At 50.4% G+C, this 17,532-nt stretch carries 22 protein-coding genes; 16 read left to right on the top strand and 6 right to left on the bottom strand.

Annotated elements, in window-relative coordinates:
* The first annotated feature begins 55 nt into the window (after positions 1-55).
* On the top strand, positions 56-373 hold the full coding sequence (locus QJQ48_RS24985) for a hypothetical protein (RefSeq protein WP_346293973.1): 318 nt from the start codon (positions 56-58) through the stop codon (positions 371-373).
* Positions 374-450: 77 nt separating this feature from the next.
* Positions 451-1,326 (top strand): ATP-binding protein, encoded by an 876-nt coding sequence (locus tag QJQ48_RS24980; protein WP_346293972.1) that lies wholly within the window; start codon positions 451-453, stop codon positions 1,324-1,326.
* Positions 1,327-1,540: 214 nt separating this feature from the next.
* Here the strand turns inward: QJQ48_RS24980 and QJQ48_RS24975 are convergent, their stop codons facing one another.
* Together QJQ48_RS24975 and QJQ48_RS24970 are read right to left on the bottom strand one after the other, a co-directional pair.
* Positions 1,541-1,768, bottom strand: a complete 228-nt coding sequence (locus QJQ48_RS24975) for a hypothetical protein (RefSeq protein ID WP_346293971.1) — start codon at positions 1,766-1,768, stop codon at positions 1,541-1,543.
* Between the two features lie 23 nt (positions 1,769-1,791).
* Positions 1,792-2,145: a helix-turn-helix domain-containing protein gene (locus QJQ48_RS24970; protein WP_346293970.1), complete on the bottom strand. Its 354-nt coding sequence runs from the start codon at positions 2,143-2,145 to the stop codon at positions 1,792-1,794.
* 95 nt (positions 2,146-2,240) lie between these two features.
* Between QJQ48_RS24970 and QJQ48_RS24965 the strand changes: the two genes are divergently transcribed.
* The 8 genes from QJQ48_RS24965 (at position 2,241) to QJQ48_RS24930 (ending at position 9,817) form a co-directional block, all read left to right on the top strand.
* Positions 2,241-3,317, top strand: coding sequence for a hypothetical protein (locus tag QJQ48_RS24965; protein ID WP_346293969.1), 1,077 nt, complete (start codon positions 2,241-2,243; stop codon positions 3,315-3,317).
* On the top strand, positions 3,314-3,802 hold the full coding sequence (locus QJQ48_RS24960) for a hypothetical protein (protein WP_346293968.1): 489 nt from the start codon (positions 3,314-3,316) through the stop codon (positions 3,800-3,802). The genes QJQ48_RS24965 and QJQ48_RS24960 overlap by 4 nt, the downstream gene beginning before the upstream one ends.
* A gap of 48 nt (positions 3,803-3,850) precedes the next feature.
* The gene (locus QJQ48_RS24955) at positions 3,851-5,902 is read left to right on the top strand and encodes a pentapeptide repeat-containing protein (protein WP_346293967.1); all 2,052 of its coding nucleotides are present in this window, start codon (positions 3,851-3,853) and stop codon (positions 5,900-5,902) included.
* Positions 5,903-6,130: 228 nt separating this feature from the next.
* Positions 6,131-6,361 carry a hypothetical protein gene (locus QJQ48_RS24950; protein ID WP_346293966.1) on the top strand — a complete coding sequence of 77 codons (231 nt, stop codon included), beginning with the start codon at positions 6,131-6,133 and terminating at the stop codon, positions 6,359-6,361.
* Between the two features lie 284 nt (positions 6,362-6,645).
* Positions 6,646-7,182: a hypothetical protein gene (locus QJQ48_RS24945; RefSeq protein ID WP_346293965.1), complete on the top strand. Its 537-nt coding sequence runs from the start codon at positions 6,646-6,648 to the stop codon at positions 7,180-7,182.
* 80 nt (positions 7,183-7,262) lie between these two features.
* Positions 7,263-8,003, top strand: a complete 741-nt coding sequence (locus tag QJQ48_RS24940; protein WP_346293964.1) for a carbon-nitrogen hydrolase family protein — start codon at positions 7,263-7,265, stop codon at positions 8,001-8,003.
* A gap of 167 nt (positions 8,004-8,170) precedes the next feature.
* Positions 8,171-8,749, top strand: a complete 579-nt coding sequence (locus tag QJQ48_RS24935; RefSeq protein WP_346293963.1) for a hypothetical protein — start codon at positions 8,171-8,173, stop codon at positions 8,747-8,749.
* A gap of 48 nt (positions 8,750-8,797) precedes the next feature.
* Positions 8,798-9,817, top strand: a complete 1,020-nt coding sequence (locus tag QJQ48_RS24930) for a metal-dependent hydrolase (protein ID WP_346293962.1) — start codon at positions 8,798-8,800, stop codon at positions 9,815-9,817.
* Positions 9,818-9,844: 27 nt separating this feature from the next.
* Here the strand turns inward: QJQ48_RS24930 and QJQ48_RS24925 are convergent, their stop codons facing one another.
* Positions 9,845-10,690: a hypothetical protein gene (locus tag QJQ48_RS24925; protein ID WP_346293961.1), complete on the bottom strand. Its 846-nt coding sequence runs from the start codon at positions 10,688-10,690 to the stop codon at positions 9,845-9,847.
* Between the two features lie 116 nt (positions 10,691-10,806).
* Here QJQ48_RS24925 and QJQ48_RS24920 point away from each other — a divergent pair, with 116 nt between their 5' ends.
* The 4 genes from QJQ48_RS24920 to QJQ48_RS24905 are packed head-to-tail and all read left to right on the top strand — an operon-like array spanning position 10,807 to position 14,007.
* Positions 10,807-11,730, top strand: coding sequence for an HlyD family secretion protein (locus tag QJQ48_RS24920; RefSeq protein WP_346293960.1), 924 nt, complete (start codon positions 10,807-10,809; stop codon positions 11,728-11,730).
* 22 nt (positions 11,731-11,752) lie between these two features.
* Positions 11,753-12,226 carry a type 1 glutamine amidotransferase family protein gene (locus QJQ48_RS24915; protein WP_346293959.1) on the top strand — a complete coding sequence of 158 codons (474 nt, stop codon included), beginning with the start codon at positions 11,753-11,755 and terminating at the stop codon, positions 12,224-12,226.
* A gap of 45 nt (positions 12,227-12,271) precedes the next feature.
* Positions 12,272-13,408 (top strand): pentapeptide repeat-containing protein, encoded by a 1,137-nt coding sequence (locus QJQ48_RS24910; RefSeq protein WP_346293958.1) that lies wholly within the window; start codon positions 12,272-12,274, stop codon positions 13,406-13,408.
* Between the two features lie 20 nt (positions 13,409-13,428).
* Positions 13,429-14,007: a thermonuclease family protein gene (locus tag QJQ48_RS24905; RefSeq protein WP_346293957.1), complete on the top strand. Its 579-nt coding sequence runs from the start codon at positions 13,429-13,431 to the stop codon at positions 14,005-14,007.
* Between the two features lie 273 nt (positions 14,008-14,280).
* Here QJQ48_RS24905 and QJQ48_RS24900 read toward each other — a convergent pair whose 3' ends face one another.
* Together QJQ48_RS24900 and QJQ48_RS24895 are read right to left on the bottom strand one after the other, a co-directional pair.
* Positions 14,281-14,625: a hypothetical protein gene (locus tag QJQ48_RS24900; RefSeq protein WP_346293956.1), complete on the bottom strand. Its 345-nt coding sequence runs from the start codon at positions 14,623-14,625 to the stop codon at positions 14,281-14,283.
* Positions 14,626-14,688: 63 nt separating this feature from the next.
* Complete coding sequence (locus QJQ48_RS24895) at positions 14,689-14,991, bottom strand: ribbon-helix-helix domain-containing protein (protein ID WP_346293955.1); 303 nt, start codon at positions 14,989-14,991, stop codon at positions 14,689-14,691.
* Positions 14,992-16,101: 1,110 nt separating this feature from the next.
* On the opposite strand from QJQ48_RS24895, the gene QJQ48_RS24890 reads away from it, so the two are divergent.
* Complete coding sequence (locus QJQ48_RS24890) at positions 16,102-16,452, top strand: hypothetical protein (RefSeq protein WP_346293954.1); 351 nt, start codon at positions 16,102-16,104, stop codon at positions 16,450-16,452.
* Entirely contained in the window at positions 16,445-16,825 is a 381-nt protein-coding gene (locus QJQ48_RS24885; RefSeq protein ID WP_346293953.1) for a hypothetical protein, read from the top strand. The genes QJQ48_RS24890 and QJQ48_RS24885 overlap by 8 nt, the downstream gene beginning before the upstream one ends.
* A gap of 52 nt (positions 16,826-16,877) precedes the next feature.
* On the opposite strand, the gene QJQ48_RS24880 is transcribed toward QJQ48_RS24885, so the two are convergent.
* A partial coding sequence (locus QJQ48_RS24880; RefSeq protein ID WP_346293952.1) for a hypothetical protein occupies positions 16,878-17,532 on the bottom strand: 655 nt, incomplete at its 5' end.

Raw genomic sequence — 17,532 nt, 5'->3', positions numbered from 1 at the left:
ACTTTGGCGAGGCAGCAGGGCAGACGAAACCCCCAGAACAAAAGGAGATCTCACAATGATTGTACGCAAAAGCTCAAATCTCTACGGCACTAACAACAACCCAGCACCCAGAGCTAGCGAGCCACCAGAGCTAGCCTACTGGCGAGAACAGGAACGACGCGAGCGCCAAGCTGACGAGATGGAAGTGGAATGGACGATGGACTGCGTAGAGCTGCAAGCCATTGTTAGGCGCTGGGGCAGCGATCGCGTTTTGAACGAACTCAAGTCAATTCACAAGCTGCTGCACCCTGACGGCAAGACGCATATCGCAGCTGAGGTAGTGCAGACTGCGCGTGACTCAGCCCTCAAAAAATTTGTCCAGCGCTGGCAGTAGCTCCAGTAGCCGCCCCTAGCGAACTTTGGCGAGGCGCTAGGGGCGCTCTCCCCCAAAACATTTAGAGATTTTTGAACATGACTCTTTTCAAGAAAGCCACCAAACAGCAAGCCCGCCTAAGACTCGCTATCTGCGGAGCCAGCGGCACGGGCAAAACCTACACGGCACTGAATGTCGGTCAGTTTCTCGGCGCTAATATCGCCTTGCTTGATACCGAACACGGTAGCGCCAGCAAGTACGCCGATCGCTTTAATTTCGATGTTTGTGAGCTGACAGACTTCAGCCCTAGTAGCTACATCATGGCTCTGCGCGAAGCGGCTAACGCTGATTATGACCTGATCATTATCGATTCTTTAACTCATGCCTGGTACTGGGAACTGGATGCGGCCAACAGCGGGAAGAACAGCTTCACAGGCTGGAAAGAGGTACGCAAGCTAGAGCGGGCGCTAGTTGATGAGATGCTGAGCTATCCCGGACACCTGATCGCTACTATGCGCACTAAAACTGAATGGATTTTAGAAGAAAATGAACGCGGCAAGCAGGCACCTCGCAGAGTTGGCACCGCCCCGATTCAGGCCAGCGGCATTGAATACGAGTTTGACCTAGCTGGAGAACTGGACTATCACCATATTCTGACGATTTCTAAAAGCCGCTGCTCAGAGCTAGCCAATACAGAACACCTCAACCCTGGTGAGAACCTAGCTGACAGACTCTTAGCATGGCTAGACAGCGGCGAACCAGCCGAAGAATCTCCCCAGAACAAAGCGCGGCGAGTCATGGTAGCTAGAGAAGCGGCTGGACTCACGACCAACGACGTGAGGAGAATTCTAGAAGCTGAATTTGACGGTGTGAGCACCCCTGCCAAGCTCACCTCTCAGGAAGTCGATCGCCTGGTTTTGATCCTGAGTGAGTTTGTCACCGATCCGCGCCCAGACCCGGCAATGGATGGTTGACATTAGAGTCTCTGTGGCGGCTGACTTTCACCAGCCGCCCAGCCAATACCCCTACCCCTCTTCTCCTCTCTTCTCCCCCAGAACACAGTGAGCGGAGCACCCTAGTAAGAGAACGAGCACTGGAGTTAGGCGGAAGTGCTACGCTTCTCGTCTAGGTGCGGAGAGAGCGGCCAGCGAGGAATTCGGCTAGAAGTCTTATTGATGAAAACTTACTTCAAGTGTTTTCAATCTTCTGAGCGATCGCCCGAAGAATTTCGCCCAGTTCATTTGTCCCCATCGTGCCAACGGGTAGCGGGCAATCATTTTGTGGGGTAACTGACAAGCCTGATTCTCCAAGTAATCGATTCACTAGCTCAACACGTTGCTCGATAGGAAGGGGCTGAATAATCGCAAGGATTTCATCGAGAGTATGTGCTCGTTGAGTAGATGCACGCTCAACCATTCTCAAATCTCATCTGTGAGGCACTACGAAGCCAGAATTCCCACTGGCTTAGACTGATTCGCGCTTTGAAGCTTGTCAGCGATTGCATTCAACAGCGTCGCAAGCTCTTTTGGCTGCAGGTAGGCAATTTCATCTTCTAAGGAAGGCTTGCCACCCGCGAGTTGCCAACAGAAGTAACTACGACTCCCAGGAGCAAACTCTTCTAAATGGCAGAGCAATCTGTCAATCGCTTCAGAACCAAGATTTCGCTTGCCATTCCGAAACTCTGATATCTGACTGGGGGCTACGTCAGCAGCCAGAGCTAATTGCCGAGCTGTGATCTCAAAATGCCTTAGCGTTCTATCAAACGCGAAACCGATTTTAATTTGTTCTTTCACAATGAACACACAATGGTATTATTCTCAAATCGAGAATAGCACAATAAAAAACCCGCCTATGGAGGGCGGGCGAAAAAAATACTTGAGTCTTCATCATGACAGAAAAAGCGAATAACGGTAAGTCATCACGACGACAACCTCACTTGGAACTGACAACACATGATGTTTTACAGCTCTGGCGAGAGGGTCACTATACGCCCAAAGGCTATCTGTACCATCTGATTTTGGCCCATCGTAAAGCGGGATGGTGGTTTCGTATTGCTAATGTTTCAGAATTTTGCCGTAAGTGGGAAATTCAGCGTAGAACCTTTTATCGAGCCAAAGCTTGCTTGATAGAGAACGGTCAATTAGAAGAATCCATCGTCGGGGCAGTTGATTTACGCATCCCTGTCGTGAGTATAAATACCTGTGACTCTGGAGACACACCTGTGACAAATGAGTCACTCACTGTGTCAGATCTGTCACCCACTGTGACAAACGGATCACACTCAGTGACAGATGGATCACACATGTCGCCTGAAAGTCTTACAGAGCAATCGTCCTGCAACTCTACAGATCTTTCTCAGATCTCTTACAAATCTTTCTCAGCCCACCCACCCGCATCTGAAGAGAGAGAAATAGAAATTAAAAAAGAAATCGATCCAGAATTTAGGAATTGGTTAAACAAGAAAGCTTCGCGACTGCCGACTCCACCAACGCTCAGAGAGCAATGGATTAGGAAGCAAGCACAAGTAGAAGCAAATCAAGAAGAGTTTTCAAAGTGGAAGCAACAAACTCAATCAAGGAAAACAGCCCTGCCCCCGTCTCCCCCAGAACAAAATTTTGAACAACCTACACCAGAGCAGCGCTTAGCTAGATATCAGCAACAGTGGGCCAGTCCGGTTCTGCGCCCAGGAATTCAAAAGGCGATCGCGGCTAATCCTCAGTGGGGATTTGATATTGGGCTTAATGGCCCCAGGAACACGCCTGAAACCTCATGCAATGACCTTTCCCCTTTGTTGGTTGCCATAGACGCTGAAATTGGTCGTCTAGGCTGGTCTGAGGCAACGTTGTCAGAACGTCTGTATCAGTGGTTTGTCAAATATGAACTGTCGTCGCTGATAGATGATCAGCTTTATGAGCTGCTAGAGCTGCTGAAGGAGATTCATGAACCTATGGAGGTGGCGTCATGACACCCCTTCGAGGTTTGCAGCTTACTGTACTCCCGGAGGTGCCACCCTATGAAATCGAAAATCCGTGTCCACTGCTCTCAGAGGCTAGGGTGGGCGATCGCGGCCAGCTTTACGGGCGTACAGGGGCGTTAGAAGTAGCTGAACCAGGATACGTCGTGTTTCGTGTGGGTGAGCAGCGCCAGCTTTTCAATCGACGAGCGGCTGAAGACATCCAGTTATCTCCCCCAGAACAGCCTGTTCAGCGATCGCAGCAGCGTCGGCACAGCCCGAAAGGTCAAGCCTGCGGTTGGCTAGAGGAGCGCATCGGCAACAAGAAGCGCAAGAACCCCACGACCAGTTACTACTACTGCTGGGATGAGGTGATCCAGCCTGGGGAAACGCGGCGGCAGAAGGTGTATGTCAAAGTGCGGAAGATGATGCAGGTGAGACAGATGATTGATGAGCGGCGATCGGTAGAGGAGATTTTGACGTTTCTGAATGGGTGAGTTGGGTAAGGAGGGCGATCGCTACTGTGTTCTGGGGGAGATGAAGGGATGGCTAATGAGGAGCATTTAGAAATTCTGAAGCAGGGTGTTGAGGTTTGGAATCAGTGGCGAAAAGCCAACCTGCGTGGAGCCAACCTGCGTGGAGCCAACCTGCGTGGAGCCAACCTGCGTGGAGCCCACCTGCGTGGAGCCCACCTGCGTGGAGCCCACCTGAGTGAAGCCAACCTGAGTGAAGCCAACCTGAGTAGAGCCAACCTGCGTAAAGCCAACCTGCGTGAAGCCAACCTGCGTGAAGCCAACCTGATTGGAGCCAACCTGAGTGAAGCTAACCTGAGTGGAGCCAACCTGATTGGAGCCAACCTGAGTGAAGCTAACCTGAGTGGAGCCAACCTGATTAAAGTCGACCTGATTGGAGCCAACCTGCGTGGAGCCAACCTGAGTAGAGCCAACCTGCGTAAAGCCAACCTGCGTGAAGCCAACCTGCGTGAAGCCAACCTGATTGGAGCCAACCTGAGTGAAGCTAACCTGCGTGGAGCCAACCTGATTGGAGCCAACCTGAGTGAAGCTAACCTGAGTGGAGCCAACCTGATTAAAGTCGACCTGATTGGAGCCAACCTTAGGAAAGCTTGTCTAAAAAGGGCAAATTTGCGTCAGGCTTTCCTTAGTCAACTCAACATGGAAGAAGCTGATTTCACACAGGCCCAACTGCTCGCTGCCAATCTAGTCAAGGCTGACTTGCGCAGAGCAACTTTTATAGGAGCCAATTTACAGGATGCAAACCTACAGAGTGCAAACTTAACAAAGGCGTCTTTAGTCAAAGCGAATCTGAAATCGGCTAATTTGAACTGGGCCAAACTTTCTAGCGCAAATCTCTTGGGTACTGACTTGAGCCAAGCGACCCTCTGTGATGCTAATCTCACCCAAGCAAATCTGTTTCGAGCTTCTCTAGTTGGGACTGATTTAAGGCAAGCAACGCTACACGAGGCTATCTGTGAGGCAACCCAATTCAACGAAGCTAAGCTAGGAGCCGCTAACTTCTACAAGGTTGATTTAACAGAGGCCAGTCTCTATAAAGCTGATGCTATTGGAGTTGACTTTAGACGGGCCGTGCTAACGGGGGCCTGCATTGAAGATTGGAATATCAACAGTGCTACGAATCTGCAAGGTGTTATCTGTGACCACATCTACCTCAAAGAAAATAACCAAGAGCGCCGTCCACACGGAGGCAGTTTTCAGCCAGGAGAGTTCACCCAGCGTTTTCAGAAGTTTCTAGAAACGGTCGATTTATTCTTTGTCAATGGGGTTGACTGGAAAGCTTTTCTTGCCTCATTTCAGGATCTGCAATCGCAATATGGTGACGAAAATCTTGCGGTTCAAGGTATTGAGCGTAAAAGTCAAAATAGCTTTGAAATCCGCTTAGCGGTTCCTCCAGAGGCGAACAAGGCAGAAGTTGAGAAAATTGCTTATGAGCGCTATGAGATTAACCTACAACGCTTAGAAGCCCAGTACCGAAAGGAACTGGCCGCCAGAGATGGCGAAATTGTCCGCTATCGTCAGCAAACTGACTCTCTTAAAGACGAACTTCTAGAAGCCTATCGTCAGCAGTCTCGTCAGCCGGAATCGGACATGATGGAAATTGTTAAAATGCTGGCGAGCCGTCCCATCACGATTGAGGCCAAGGCTGTGGCAGAGAGTAGTTCTGGCAATAAAGACTTTCGCGGTGCTCAGTTTGCCGGTGGCTATGCCGAAACTGTCCAAGGCAATCAGATCGGCGGCACTATCAACAATTACGGCGCAAACCTCGACGACATCACCCGCCTCATCACTACCCTACGCGAACAAATTCAAACTCTTCCCGCTGAGCATAAAGACGAAGCCCTAGACGTGCTCGACGACCTCGAAGCCGACATCAGCAAACCAGAACCCGATACCAACCGCATTGGCCGCAGACTGAAGCGGTTAGTGGCGATCGCCGCTTCAGCCGGAGCGATCGCAGGCAGCGCCGTCACCTTTTCTGGCAACCTGAATGAGTTTACCGATAATGTGATCGACCTGACAGGTAAGTTGGGTGTCCCGATTGAGCAAGTGCAGCCTAACTAGATTTAGTCTGCTGGCACACTTAAGACTGTGCCAGTTGAAAAAGCGCCACGAAGTTTGCTCGAAAGTGAAAGCATGACCTGAATAATATGGCATGTCATTGCGATGAGGTAACTGTGATGCTGTAGTTTCTCCGACGACTGTCTATCTGTATTGGTATCATCAGCTCTCCGTGTAGCTATAAAGGCTGTCAACGGTGGCAATGACCTAATCTGCCAGCCGACCACGGCTTTGGCAATCACAGGTATTGCTAATGAAGCTGTTATAGCCGAATACCAGCAGCTCATAGCCGAGTATCGCCAGCAGCTAGCAGCCCAGCGTCAGCAGATCGAAGCGCTGCAAAGCATCATCCAAACCCTAGTTGAGAAAGATGCCCCCAAGTATGACCTGCGCGGTGCCCAGTTCGGCGGCGGTTTTGCCGAGACGGTGCAGGGTGATCAGGTAGGGGGTGTGGTGAAGTGAGGAGAGCAGGCGATCGCTGAGATCGCCTAAATAAGAAGACCTCTGGCTAGCGCTGGGGGTCTTTTGCGTTTGAGAAGGAGCGATCGCCTGCCTGCTCACCTAAAAGTCCTCTCCATAAATTCAGGCTCAATCTGTTAGCTTGCTCAGTCGATGTAGCGATCGCCTACGGCAAAACTGCTTTTCGGCCCTGCTTGCGGCTACCCCAGAATTCTGGGGAATGTGCGGATCACTTTTTTTCTCAGAGCTTCCATAATATGGGGTGCTGTAAAAAATATTACGTGGTTATGTCAGAGCAGAATTCGGTAGTGGTGCCCCAGATTCGCCCTGAGGAGGCAATGGAGCAATTAGGGATTAAAAAGGACACCTACTATGCTGATCTAAAGTTTTTGGGGCTGAAAGCACAGCGCGATTCTGAGGGTAAGAGCTATCTGGATGAATCGCAGTTTGAACTGTTAAAAATGCTACGCGCTCATGTAGATGCTACGGGTAAGCGTGATGGCTTTGTCGCTGAGGTGGGTGAGCTAGCAATGCTTGATGAGAGTGATCTGGCTGAGACGGTGACGCCGGAGCCACAGGCCGAGAACTTTGATATGGAGACACTGCTGTTAGAAGCGGCGGAGCTGGCCGGACACCGGATGACGCTACCGAATCAGGTAGTCCTGCAACTTGCTAGCCAGATGACTTATGAAGACCTGCCCGACTCTGTGCGTCAGAAGGTTGACTCTGTGAGGGCTGCAACCAGCCCAAAGGCTCAGCCCAAGGCGATCGCGGATCAGCTTTTGCAGAAGTTTCGCCAGCAGCGGGCGGCAGCAGCGGCCTAGAAACGCCAGAGCTACGACAGCTTGTTGAAGCGGTACAGTTCGGCTCGAATGTGTTGGTTCTGGGGGAGGCCGGATCGGGTGTGACCGATCTGGCCCAAGCGCTTTACCAGCAGTTTGCCAGTGAGCTGAACTGTGCGATCGCCGTCTATAAGGGCAGCGGTAAGGCGTTTTTCAAGGCGCTGGCGGAAGCGCTCGATATCCCCACCACCGAAGACAAGTACGACAAAGACGGTGAGGTGGTGGGCGAGAAGGATATGACGATGGACGCGCTCAAAGATGAGATTGCGGACAACATCGGCCCCGACACGCTACTGATACTGCCCGAAGCTAAGCGCCTCTCAGCCTCGATACGATACTGGCTAGAGGATGCGATCGCCCAGGGCTGCCGGGTGGTTTGCTTTGCGCCCGTGAATCCGCAGCGCGATATCTTCCTAGACATGCTGGAGATAGAGCTGGCGCTGCCGAGCGATCGGGCGATTCGTGAGGTGATGGAAGCGGAAGCGCAGAAGCAGGGGCTGACGTTGACGCGATCGCGCTTGGCGGAGCTGCAACCCTTAGCCGGACGGAACCCGATGCTGGCCCGCAAGGTGGTGCGGCAGGAGCGGCTAGGAATTCGGCATCAGAAGCCAGAGCATACGCAGTATTTAGTGATCATGCCGATCATCGTGGCGGCGCTGATGGCGTTTGGCATCGTGCGCTTTATTGGCATGGGGACGCAGAATAAGAGCCTCTACATCTTCGGCGGCACGGCGCTGGTGACAGGGATGGCGTTGAAGCAATTAGGTAGTGTAAGAGGGGCGAGGAAACGGTTGGGAGGGTGATTTGTTGACTTTTTTATGAGTCGTCTGAGTCTTGGTCTACTTTGCTAGTAAATTCAACGCTGTATTGTCGTGTCTCCTCATTGAATCTAAGTGATGTAGTTTCGTCTTGCTTTGCTGGCGGAGTCTGATTTAGGCGAGGTTTCCCAGACTGTGAATTCTGATTCCTATTGGATTCAGAAGAACTGTTTGATTCAGAAATAGGTGAAATGGGTTTATCTTCAGACATGCAAAAAAACTCTCATAATGAGACACATAATAGCGCTAGCGAAGAAGAACTGCTTAACCTGTCTCTGGCTTTTGAGTACACCAAAGATTTTTTGGAAAAAATCGATAAGCAGATTGATGACCTCAACTCTCGTCTGACAACGTTTTTAGGTTTTGGAGGTCTACTCTTACGATTCAGTTTGGAGCTACCTGATGGTTGTAGAAGTTGTGTTTTATTAAAGGTTGTAGTCATGCTGCTCACTGCCTGTTCCGTCTGCATTAGCAGCTATGGCTTATTAGCAAATCCGATGGGGACAACTGTTAAACCCAGTGTTTTGATGTCGGATCAGTGGTTTGGAGAAAATAACGCAGAAGTTAAAGCTAAAATCACGAGCACCTGGCTGAAGGGTGTACAACAGCTAGAAGAAGCTGGTAATAGAAAGCAAAAACAGCTGAACTATGCTATTCGTCTTTTGGGTATCGCTGTTGCTACGTTCGCGATTAATGGAATAATTTCGACCTTATTTTCAGAATGTACCTGAGTATGTCATGGGAATTCTCTGAAGAGCAATTTTGTCGATACACTGCTTATGCTCGCTATCACCCACGCCGCGATCGCCACCGCCGGCGTCTCCCTCCTACTCGGCACCGCTGAGCCTCTACCGCTCGCGCTAGCCGTCCTCGGCTCCCAGCTCCCCGACCTCGATACCACCACCAGCGTTATCGGCCAGGTGCTTTACCCCGCCAGCAGTTGGATAGAAGATCGCTATCCTCATCGCACGGTGACGCATTCGCTGTTAGCAAGCACTGCGATCGCCCTTCTCAGTCTTGCCGCTGGCTACTTTGTTCTGGGGGAGATATGGGCGTTTGTGGCGCTACCGTTGGGCCATGTGCTGGCCTGCTTCAGCGACTGCTTTACCCGTCAGGGGGTGCAGCTCTTTTGGCCAGAGCCGGTGTGGTGTATCTCAGTGTCGAACCCTCGGCGGCGGCTGGTGACGGGTGGGCCTGGTGAGTATTGGGTGCTGGCGATCGCGGTTGGCCTGCTCGTCTTGGGCTGCTGGATGGCGGGTAACGGTGGCGTGACCGGGCAGGTGAACCAGTCGCTAGGACTGAGAGAAGGGGCGATCGCCACGTATAACGCCAGCCCTGAGCAAGCGGTGTATGCGCAGATTAAAGGTGTGTGGGCCGATGATCGCAGCCGCGCCGCTGGCGAGTATCTGATTTTGAAGAGCGACGGCAATGAGTTTATCGTCACCGATGGCAGCGGCATCTACCACACTGGGCAGAGCATGGTGGTGGAGTCGCTGAAGGCGGTAACGGGGGAAACGATGCAGACGCGGACAGAGACGCTGAACTTTGCCGATGAGAATCCGGTGGAGCGGTTGCAGCAGATTGCGATCGCGAACGCAGGTAAGCGCGTCTATCTCTCTGGTACGCTGACGGTGGACTACCCGGAGGGCATCACGCTACAGCCAGCGGGACGACAGTATGAGACGGCGAAGCTGGTAGGGGACACGCTAACGCTGGAGCTGCATGCGCTGGAGCTGGCGACGGTGCAGTTGAGCGATCAGTGGGTGGTGGGGAGTTTGAGCATTATAGTTTTAGGCTAACTCTTGCAGATTCAGCTTTGTATAGATTTAACTCTCGTAAGACTCATCGGATTCAGAGCGTTCTGTTTTTGCAGGAGGTAAGCCCTTGAAATTATTAATACTGTCTGGAATATTGCTTAAGTCAACTTTTTGCGTGAGCATTTTCTCAACTTTATCTCGATTTTGAGTATACTCGGCGAATGTAGGCAATAGATATGTCTTTGTCATTATTCCTAAACTCAGTAAGGATTCTAAAGATAAAAGAACAGATAGAGATTTTTTCCAAACAGGACTTTCTTTATCTTTTTCAGCAATTGATTTTATTTCTTTAAATATTTTCCATAGAGTTGTCTGTACAGTAGTCTCTATCTTTTCAACTCCATATAAATCATGTTCATCTATTGCGAACAGAATTTCTTCAAATTTTTCAACCAAAAAATCTCTCAGTTTTTCTGTTAAATCTGATGTAGCTATTTTTTCTGTTAACTCGCTAATTTCTGATCTCAAGCTTTGAATAAATTCATTGTCTAAGAAAAATTTGGGATTTTCGTCTGAAAAATTTTTTGCTAAAGATTTTAAAATAGAAAGAACATTTCTAGTTTTAATAGTTTTTTTAAAGATATCCCACTTGTTTTTCCATATATCGTTTGCAATAAAGAAATCCTGTAAACTAGTAATTGTCTCTATGTCTTCTTCTATATTTTCTATGGACTTTAGTTTCTCTACATCTTTTTTGGCTTTACTAAAAATTTCAAAGAAGTTGAATAGTTGATAGGCTTTATACTCTAAATCCATAGCTGCTGTTAAAGCCTGTCCACCTGTGATGTCGCCTTCTTGCTCAACAGCTTTTCTCAAAATCTTTTCTAAAGTCTTGATAGAATTAGCCTGCTTCATATTTGTCGCTAATGAACAAAGTTTCTTGGTAGTTAAATTCTAGTCATTTATTTATGTTTAGGGATTATCACTTGCAAAGGGAATTCTTTCGTTAGAACTTTTCACTGACTACCAAGATGAAAGGGCTAATCCCCTACGCGATCGCCCTCGCTGCGATCGCCACCGTCGCCGTCGCCCAACAGCCCCCCACCCCACAATCTCCCCCAGAACAACCCCAGCCAGCGACCACCCGTAATCAGCCGCGCCGCCTCACCATCACTGTCTCAGTCGCAGACCCCGCAGACCTCAAGGTCAAGCAAGGCGATCGCCTCACCCAAGGCCAGCTCATTGCCGATCGCACTCGTGAACGCGATCGCCTCCAAGCGCAAAAACAGCAGCTCACTCTCACCCTCGAACGGCTGCAAGGCTCTACCATTAGCGCCCCGCTGCCACCGGCCACCCAGCCGCCCATCCTTGACCCTAGCTATTTAGAAGAAGACGCCGCGATCGCCCGCGCTCAGGCCACCGTTGAGCAAGCCGAAGCCGCGATCGCCGCTAAGAAACAGGAGCTTGCTTATCTCTCCGAGCTAGAGAACCTAGACCCGCTGGTGCTAGAGCACGAAACTGCCAAGCTAGCCGCGCTGCAACGAGAGCATACCGCCGCCGTGCGAGACTACCAGCTCACCCAGGGCCAGCGCTCCACCACTGAATACCGCCACTCCGTCACCCTGGCCGAGAACATCAGCGATCGCAACCGAGCGGCCCTAGAGTATCAGCAGCAGTGGGCAGCCTATGAGCAGCGTTTGCGAGATCGAGACTTTCAGGTCTCCCAGACGCAGCTCAAGCTAGATGAGGTAGACAATGCGATCGCGTCTCTTTCAGTGGTGCGCAGTCCCTATGCTGGGAGGATTCGGCAGGTTAAGTGGCTGGGCCAAGGGGCTGACGGTAGCCTCAGCGTGGAGCTTACTTTGCTCGTCCGCACTGGCGACGCTGCCCTGTCTAGAGAGCAGCCCGGAGTGTCTAGCAACGCTGACGGAGCAGGCGATCGCCCAGTCGAGTGAGATAGCGGCGATAAACCAGCGCTTGGAGCTGACTAGCGATCGCATTGACTATGCCGAGGCGCGGCAGTGGACAGATTATCTAACGCTAGATCCATTGCGCCTGGTGCAGAACCTCTTAGGCGGTGGCGATGTGCAAGAGAATCGGCTGGCGATCGCCCATCTAGAAATCCAAGCCGCTGACCTCATCCGTAGGCGGGAGGAAGTGGCAGAGGGCTTAGCGCGAGACGTGATTGACGGGGTGCTGGAATATGAGGCGCTAGAGCGTAGGCGGGTGATGCTGGCGAGGCAGCTAAAGACCCAGCGCCAGCGGCAGGCGGTGATGGAGGTGCGCTATCGCACGGGCCAGGGCAGCACGGACCAGATGCTGCGGGTGTGGCAGCGCAGTGAGGATCTGCAGGCGCGGCTTGAGGAAGTGGCGATCGCCCAGAGGCAGGTAGTGAGAGCGTTAGAAGTGCTTTTTAGCGTAGAAAGTCCGGAAATCGCTAGCTTTCGCTGATGTTAAAACTGTCATGGAAATTCCGCCCTGCCACCATATTTCAGGATGAATCGCTTCAAAATCAAGTTTCCGCGCCGGCGATCGCAAACAGCGAAAGACCCTACGGAGAAAACGCGGGCGATCGCTGAACGCCTCTACCGCAATCGGCAAGTTATGAAACGCTCAGGCAGTGCTGAGGATGATTGGGCGAAGGCAGAACGAATCGTCAGAAGCCCGGTACGGCGGCTTCTGTTGCATCTCAATCAGCCCCTCATCCATATTGAGAAACGAGCGATTGAACCAACAGCTCGCTGGGTAGATCGGGCTGACTTATTCCGTATCATTGAACGGCTCAGCCCAACGCTAGAGGCGCTAGGCGTGATTGCAATTCCGTTAGTATTGTTTTTTGCTGCCCAGAGTTACGAGGAGAGCTTACGTCAGCAGGAGCTAGAGCAACTACAGCAACAGGCTGTGACCGATTATCTCAATCAGCTCTCCACTATTCTGCTAGAGCTCGACGGTAGCCTTGGTGATCCTCAAAACGCAGAGCTACGCACACTGACAACAGCAACCACATTGACTTTGCTACGTGACCCTAATTTGGATGGAAACCGCAAAGGACAAATAATCGGATTTTTGTCTGAGATGAGATTGGTGCAAAGGAAAATTCTCTATGGGCCACAGCGACCAGAAGATACCGTTCCTCTCATCCGTCTCCGCAGTGCCGACCTCGTCGGTGTCGACCTCCGCAATGCCGACCTCAGCGGTGCCGACCTCAGCCATGCCGACCTCAGCCATGCCAGCCTCATCTTTGTCGACCTCAGCGGTGCCGACCTCAGCCATGCCGACCTCCGCAATGCCGACCTCATCTTTGTCGACCTCAGCCATGCCGACCTCATCTTTGTCGACCTCCGCAATGCCGACCTCCGCAATGCCGGTTTCGTCATTAACGGCCGCGGCGGTGCCGACCTCCGCGGTGCCGACCTCCGCGGTGCCGACCTCCGCGGTGCCGACCTCCGCGGTGTTGACCTCCACGGTGCCGACCTCCGCCGTACCAATCTCAGCAATGCCGACCTCAGGGAGATTGACACCTTAGCTCAGCCGCAATTAGAGAATTCATATCTATGCGAAACTCAATTTCCTTCAGGCGTTAACCTAAACCCTAACCGAGATTGTGATGAGCAGTGGGAACCCTACATATGACTGCGCTAAAGGGTTGCAATATGTCTCAACTCAAAACACGAGGGCTTATCCCACTACTCATCCTTGGCGCGATCGCGGCCACCGCTAAGTGGCTGCCAGAGTCCGTTACCGAGGCGATCGCAACTGCCTTGCCGACTGACTCCATGCCCGTCAGCGAACACTACCAGCTCGTCCCTGGCTCGGTCTACGATGGCGACACGCTCAGAGTGACAGATGGCACTCAAGAGCTAAAGATTCGGCTGTGTGGCATTGATGCCCCTGAGATGGAGCAGCCGCTGGGAGAAGCTTCGCGCAACCATCTGCGGAGTCTGATCAACCAAGGCGACGGCACCCTCATCGTGTTGCCGGTGGAGCGCGATCGCTATGGTCGAACAGTAGCTGAGCTATTCGTCGCCACCAGCACCGGAGAAATTCACCTCAACTCGCAGATGACGCTAGACGGCTATGCCTATCACTACGAGCGCTATAGCGATAGTTGTCCGAATCAGAGTGCGATCGCCTTGGGTGAGGAGCAGGCAAGGCTGGCGCGGGTAGGGGTTTGGGCGAGTCCTGGCGCAGTAACGCCTTGGGAGTATCGTGAGGCTGAGCGGAGGCGTTGAGCGCTTCTGTTGGTTGCTGTAACGTGTGACGTGAACTAGATCTCAATGACTAAGAGTAATAGTATCTAAAGTGACAAATTAAAAAGTCTCGCTGCTTCAATGCGAGACTTTGAAGAAAGTATTGTTTTTTGAGAAACCAGTTACAGCATTTCCGAGATTGGTAAGGTACACCTAATCCCCAGAAGCAAAAGCGTTTCAGCCCTTGGTTTGTACCTCACGAAAGCAAGAAACGCTGTATTTCCTCAAAATTAAGGCTTGATCAAGTAACTTTTACTAGTGGTCATTCTTACAACCGAAATAGTAGCCGATAACTGCTCCGCCCAAACCCATCTGAGTTGAGATCATTAAGTTAGACCAATCTTTAATTGGTTCTGAATCAACTTGCTCAGGAAAAAATGCAGCCGCAAAAGTCAATGCACCTGATATAGCAATTGTATAAATAAAGACGAACCCTCCCCAACGAATCAAGCTACGTCGAGTTCTTTCTAGATGCAGTTCTTTCTGAATCTCTTTTTGCTGAGCTGAAGATAGCGGCTTTTCAAAAATATGGTTATCAAGGGCACCCTGCTGCGATTTAGTCTTTTGCTGAGCCTTAACATTTTTTCCACTTAACTTCATTGGTAAAGTCCGTTGTGTAGATTTTCAATCCTCAGTCCGATGAGCATTGATACCTCAAACGACTTACCGAAAAACCACCTCCTTTATTTGCTTGTTGGGTTTCTGAATCAGGATAGTTGCACCTTCTTGGATCTCTTGCTGAATATAAGCCTCCGTTGCAATCGCTCTGCGAAGGGCTTCGTTCTGAGAAATTCCCTGCGTTTCTGCAAGAAACTCTAACAGCCCTGCGATATCGGCTGGAAGACTGATCGACATCCGCTTTGGTTTGAGCGGAGATACCACTGCATCATCGGACTGAAGGTTGTTAACCGCTTTATCTAAAGGAGAGCGGCTCTCTAAATTCTTGGGAAAATCTGGCTTATGCATAAATCCTCCCTTGTTCTGTACTTCTCAAGAGAGGAACGCTCGTAGGGAATTTGCTTGCAATAACCGCTTCAGCTCTCACAAGTAATTGCAAGAGCAGTAAAATACGTTGATGCAGGGCTGGCAAGTAGCTATGTCTGAGAGCCTTGGTACTATCTACGACATCGGCAATTTTTGTAGCACATATCTGTTTAAGACATACAAGTGCTGCCCTTATACTCTGCCTTATTGAAAACGGATAGCGTGATTGTCTACATAGAAATGCTTGTTCTTGGAGAATAGAATCAGCTAAACAACTCAGCAATATCTGAGTAATAAAGTGCCTGGCATTTGATATATGCGATAACGGTATATTTACATCCTTTGTAGGTATGCTACACAGATGATTGTGAGCGTCTTGCCTTGAACTAAACTCGTTTGATGAATGATCGAATATAAATCTTTGCGAGAGCGCGCCATCCGCCGGGGAAAGAATAACTACGCCTGATTTTCCATATCTGACCGGGTACGAGGTTCCAGGTTGTTGGTTTTCTCTAGCCAGGAAGTGACGTGCTCTCAACCTTTGCGGTATCTTCTCGACCTCTGAACACTCATAATTGTGTTTAAAGAGACATGCAGATCTTTTAGATTTCATTCGAGTTATCGTTTGAGATAACGAGAATGACCAATTTGTCAGTGTCCGTTCTTGATTCAGTCTCATTTGAGTTTTCGTTTTGGGTAAGGGTAGTAACTGGTCTAGAAAATGATTCAGTCTCCGTTTCAGTGTCCGTTCTTGATTCAGTGTCCGTTCTTGATTCAGTGTCCGTTCTTGATTCAGTGTCCGTTCCAGACATTCCAAATACATGCATAACAAGAGAGCTATCTTCTCAGAAATTTCAGGAGTTAAAGTCACAAGAGGTACCATCACATTCCAACAAATTAAGAAAATGCGCCTTACTAGCTATTATGCATTAGTTCACCTATTTGGTGTGTTTATTTCACCAAATAGGTGAAATCAGATTTAAAGGTTAGCACCGTCGGTCAGTTGCTTGGTATCAGAACGGTACATCTAACCCTCTCTACCCCTGGGCAACCTATAAGCGCTACCTACGCTAACGAGGAAAGAGGTGCCGAATGCGATCGCCCAATACGCCACGTCTCAAACGCTGGAGCACGCTAGCCGCGACTTGCTATTTGCTGCGATCGCTCTATGCGCTACCGGCGATCGCTCAGGAAGAGATACCGCTCTGCGATCAATCCGTTCTCGATAGTTCAGACATGAACTTTATTTGTCAGCTTGACGAGTCCACAGGCTACCGAGTGAACGTAGGACGCGGCCAGCCTATTCTTTTAGAAGACATTGATCCAAGCCAGCGTGTCCCGGCTGACAGGTTCCTAATTCGCACTAGAGCGACGGTTTGCTTTACAGAGGATTGTACGCAAAGTAGATCTGTCACCCATGAAAGAGTCGTTCCACATGAATGAATGCCCGAAGTGCGATCGCTGCCACTTCTATGCCCATAGCACCTACTTAGTCTGTGCCCTGCATCCATCTGGCCCAGAGCGCGAGACGTGTCTCGATTTTCGACAAACAAATCAGCCGGTTCAGCCTGAAGATGATCCGCTCTCCTGGTATGACGTCGAAGAATCCTGGCAACCGGACGGCGCGGCTTTCTATAACGGTGAGCTGATTCTACAACCGGAGCAGCGACTGAGCTTAGCGGAGCGCTGGGCGCTGCTGGACTGGCATCCGCTATTTACGGGGCGCTGCCCTGAGTGTGAGCGATCGCTGCCGTATGAGCGATCGCGGGTGCATTGGGATTGTGAGGGGTGTGGGTGGAAAGATGACTCTGTTTAGATTAGGTCCTTACTTCGTAATCTGTCGGTGAGTTTAAATCCTTGTTTAAAAATCAATCATCGCTCTGCGCCTTGGCCCAGAATAAACCCATAATTACCGCGCCTGGAAACTTCTCAATCAGGCATCTCTGTGCTGCTGAAAAGTGCGCTCCACTGGTGAGGACATCATCTACGATCATCAACCAAGTATTGCTCTCACATTGAGCAGCCAAATCTTCATCAATTGCAAAGTCTCTATAGATTTGGTCAGCCGAACGCCCGCCACCCGAACTTTGGTAGGAACTTTTTGAGACGCTTCGGGTGCGATAAAGCAAAGGTAAGTAAATTATATTTTCAAGTCTTTTAGATACACTCTTAGCTGCCTGATCTATACGGTCGTCGTATTCAATGTGATCAGCTGTTTTTGACGGAGGCATTGGTACTAGAGCGATAGAGCTGTGTGAATACAGCTGTAGAAAAGAAGATAGCTCATCTGCAAAAGCTAGAATAGCCTTTTGCTTATACCTCATTCGCCATGACTCAGAGTTAGGCGAAATCTTGAGATTAGCAATAAGCTGATTAGTCTCAGAGTAGTCATAACCTACCCTCGGTGTGTAAATGCGACCGTAGAAAAGGCAAAGACTTTCATGGTTTGGACAGTTGGCAAGCCAGTTTGACTCGTCAGTTTTTCGCCACCGCAATTCCTGACCCTGAGATATCGCCTGCATT

The organism is Sphaerothrix gracilis Ecp01, from assembly GCF_030405905.1.
Taxonomy (GTDB): domain Bacteria; phylum Cyanobacteriota; class Cyanobacteriia; order Phormidesmidales; family Phormidesmidaceae; genus Sphaerothrix; species Sphaerothrix gracilis.
The sequence above is the reverse complement of the archived record's forward strand: the minus strand, read 5'-3'. Positions and strand labels throughout refer to the sequence as shown.

Excerpts from the sequence above, each read along its gene's own strand:
- QJQ48_RS24985 (WP_346293973.1), top strand. The coding sequence starts at position 56 with ATGATTGTACGCAAAAGCTCAAATCTCTACGGCACTAACAACAACCCA.
- QJQ48_RS24980 (WP_346293972.1), top strand. The coding sequence starts at position 451 with ATGACTCTTTTCAAGAAAGCCACCAAACAGCAAGCCCGCCTAAGACTC.
- QJQ48_RS24975 (WP_346293971.1), bottom strand. The coding sequence starts at position 1,768 with ATGGTTGAGCGTGCATCTACTCAACGAGCACATACTCTCGATGAAATC.
- QJQ48_RS24965 (WP_346293969.1), top strand. The coding sequence starts at position 2,241 with ATGACAGAAAAAGCGAATAACGGTAAGTCATCACGACGACAACCTCAC.
- QJQ48_RS24960 (WP_346293968.1), top strand. The coding sequence starts at position 3,314 with ATGACACCCCTTCGAGGTTTGCAGCTTACTGTACTCCCGGAGGTGCCA.
- QJQ48_RS24955 (WP_346293967.1), top strand. The coding sequence starts at position 3,851 with ATGGCTAATGAGGAGCATTTAGAAATTCTGAAGCAGGGTGTTGAGGTT.
- QJQ48_RS24945 (WP_346293965.1), top strand. The coding sequence starts at position 6,646 with ATGTCAGAGCAGAATTCGGTAGTGGTGCCCCAGATTCGCCCTGAGGAG.
- QJQ48_RS24930 (WP_346293962.1), top strand. The coding sequence starts at position 8,798 with ATGCTCGCTATCACCCACGCCGCGATCGCCACCGCCGGCGTCTCCCTC.
- QJQ48_RS24925 (WP_346293961.1), bottom strand. The coding sequence starts at position 10,690 with ATGAAGCAGGCTAATTCTATCAAGACTTTAGAAAAGATTTTGAGAAAA.
- QJQ48_RS24920 (WP_346293960.1), top strand. The coding sequence starts at position 10,807 with ATGAAAGGGCTAATCCCCTACGCGATCGCCCTCGCTGCGATCGCCACC.
- QJQ48_RS24910 (WP_346293958.1), top strand. The coding sequence starts at position 12,272 with ATGAATCGCTTCAAAATCAAGTTTCCGCGCCGGCGATCGCAAACAGCG.
- QJQ48_RS24905 (WP_346293957.1), top strand. The coding sequence starts at position 13,429 with ATGTCTCAACTCAAAACACGAGGGCTTATCCCACTACTCATCCTTGGC.
- QJQ48_RS24900 (WP_346293956.1), bottom strand. The coding sequence starts at position 14,625 with ATGAAGTTAAGTGGAAAAAATGTTAAGGCTCAGCAAAAGACTAAATCG.
- QJQ48_RS24895 (WP_346293955.1), bottom strand. The coding sequence starts at position 14,991 with ATGCATAAGCCAGATTTTCCCAAGAATTTAGAGAGCCGCTCTCCTTTA.
- QJQ48_RS24890 (WP_346293954.1), top strand. The coding sequence starts at position 16,102 with ATGCGATCGCCCAATACGCCACGTCTCAAACGCTGGAGCACGCTAGCC.
- QJQ48_RS24885 (WP_346293953.1), top strand. The coding sequence starts at position 16,445 with ATGAATGAATGCCCGAAGTGCGATCGCTGCCACTTCTATGCCCATAGC.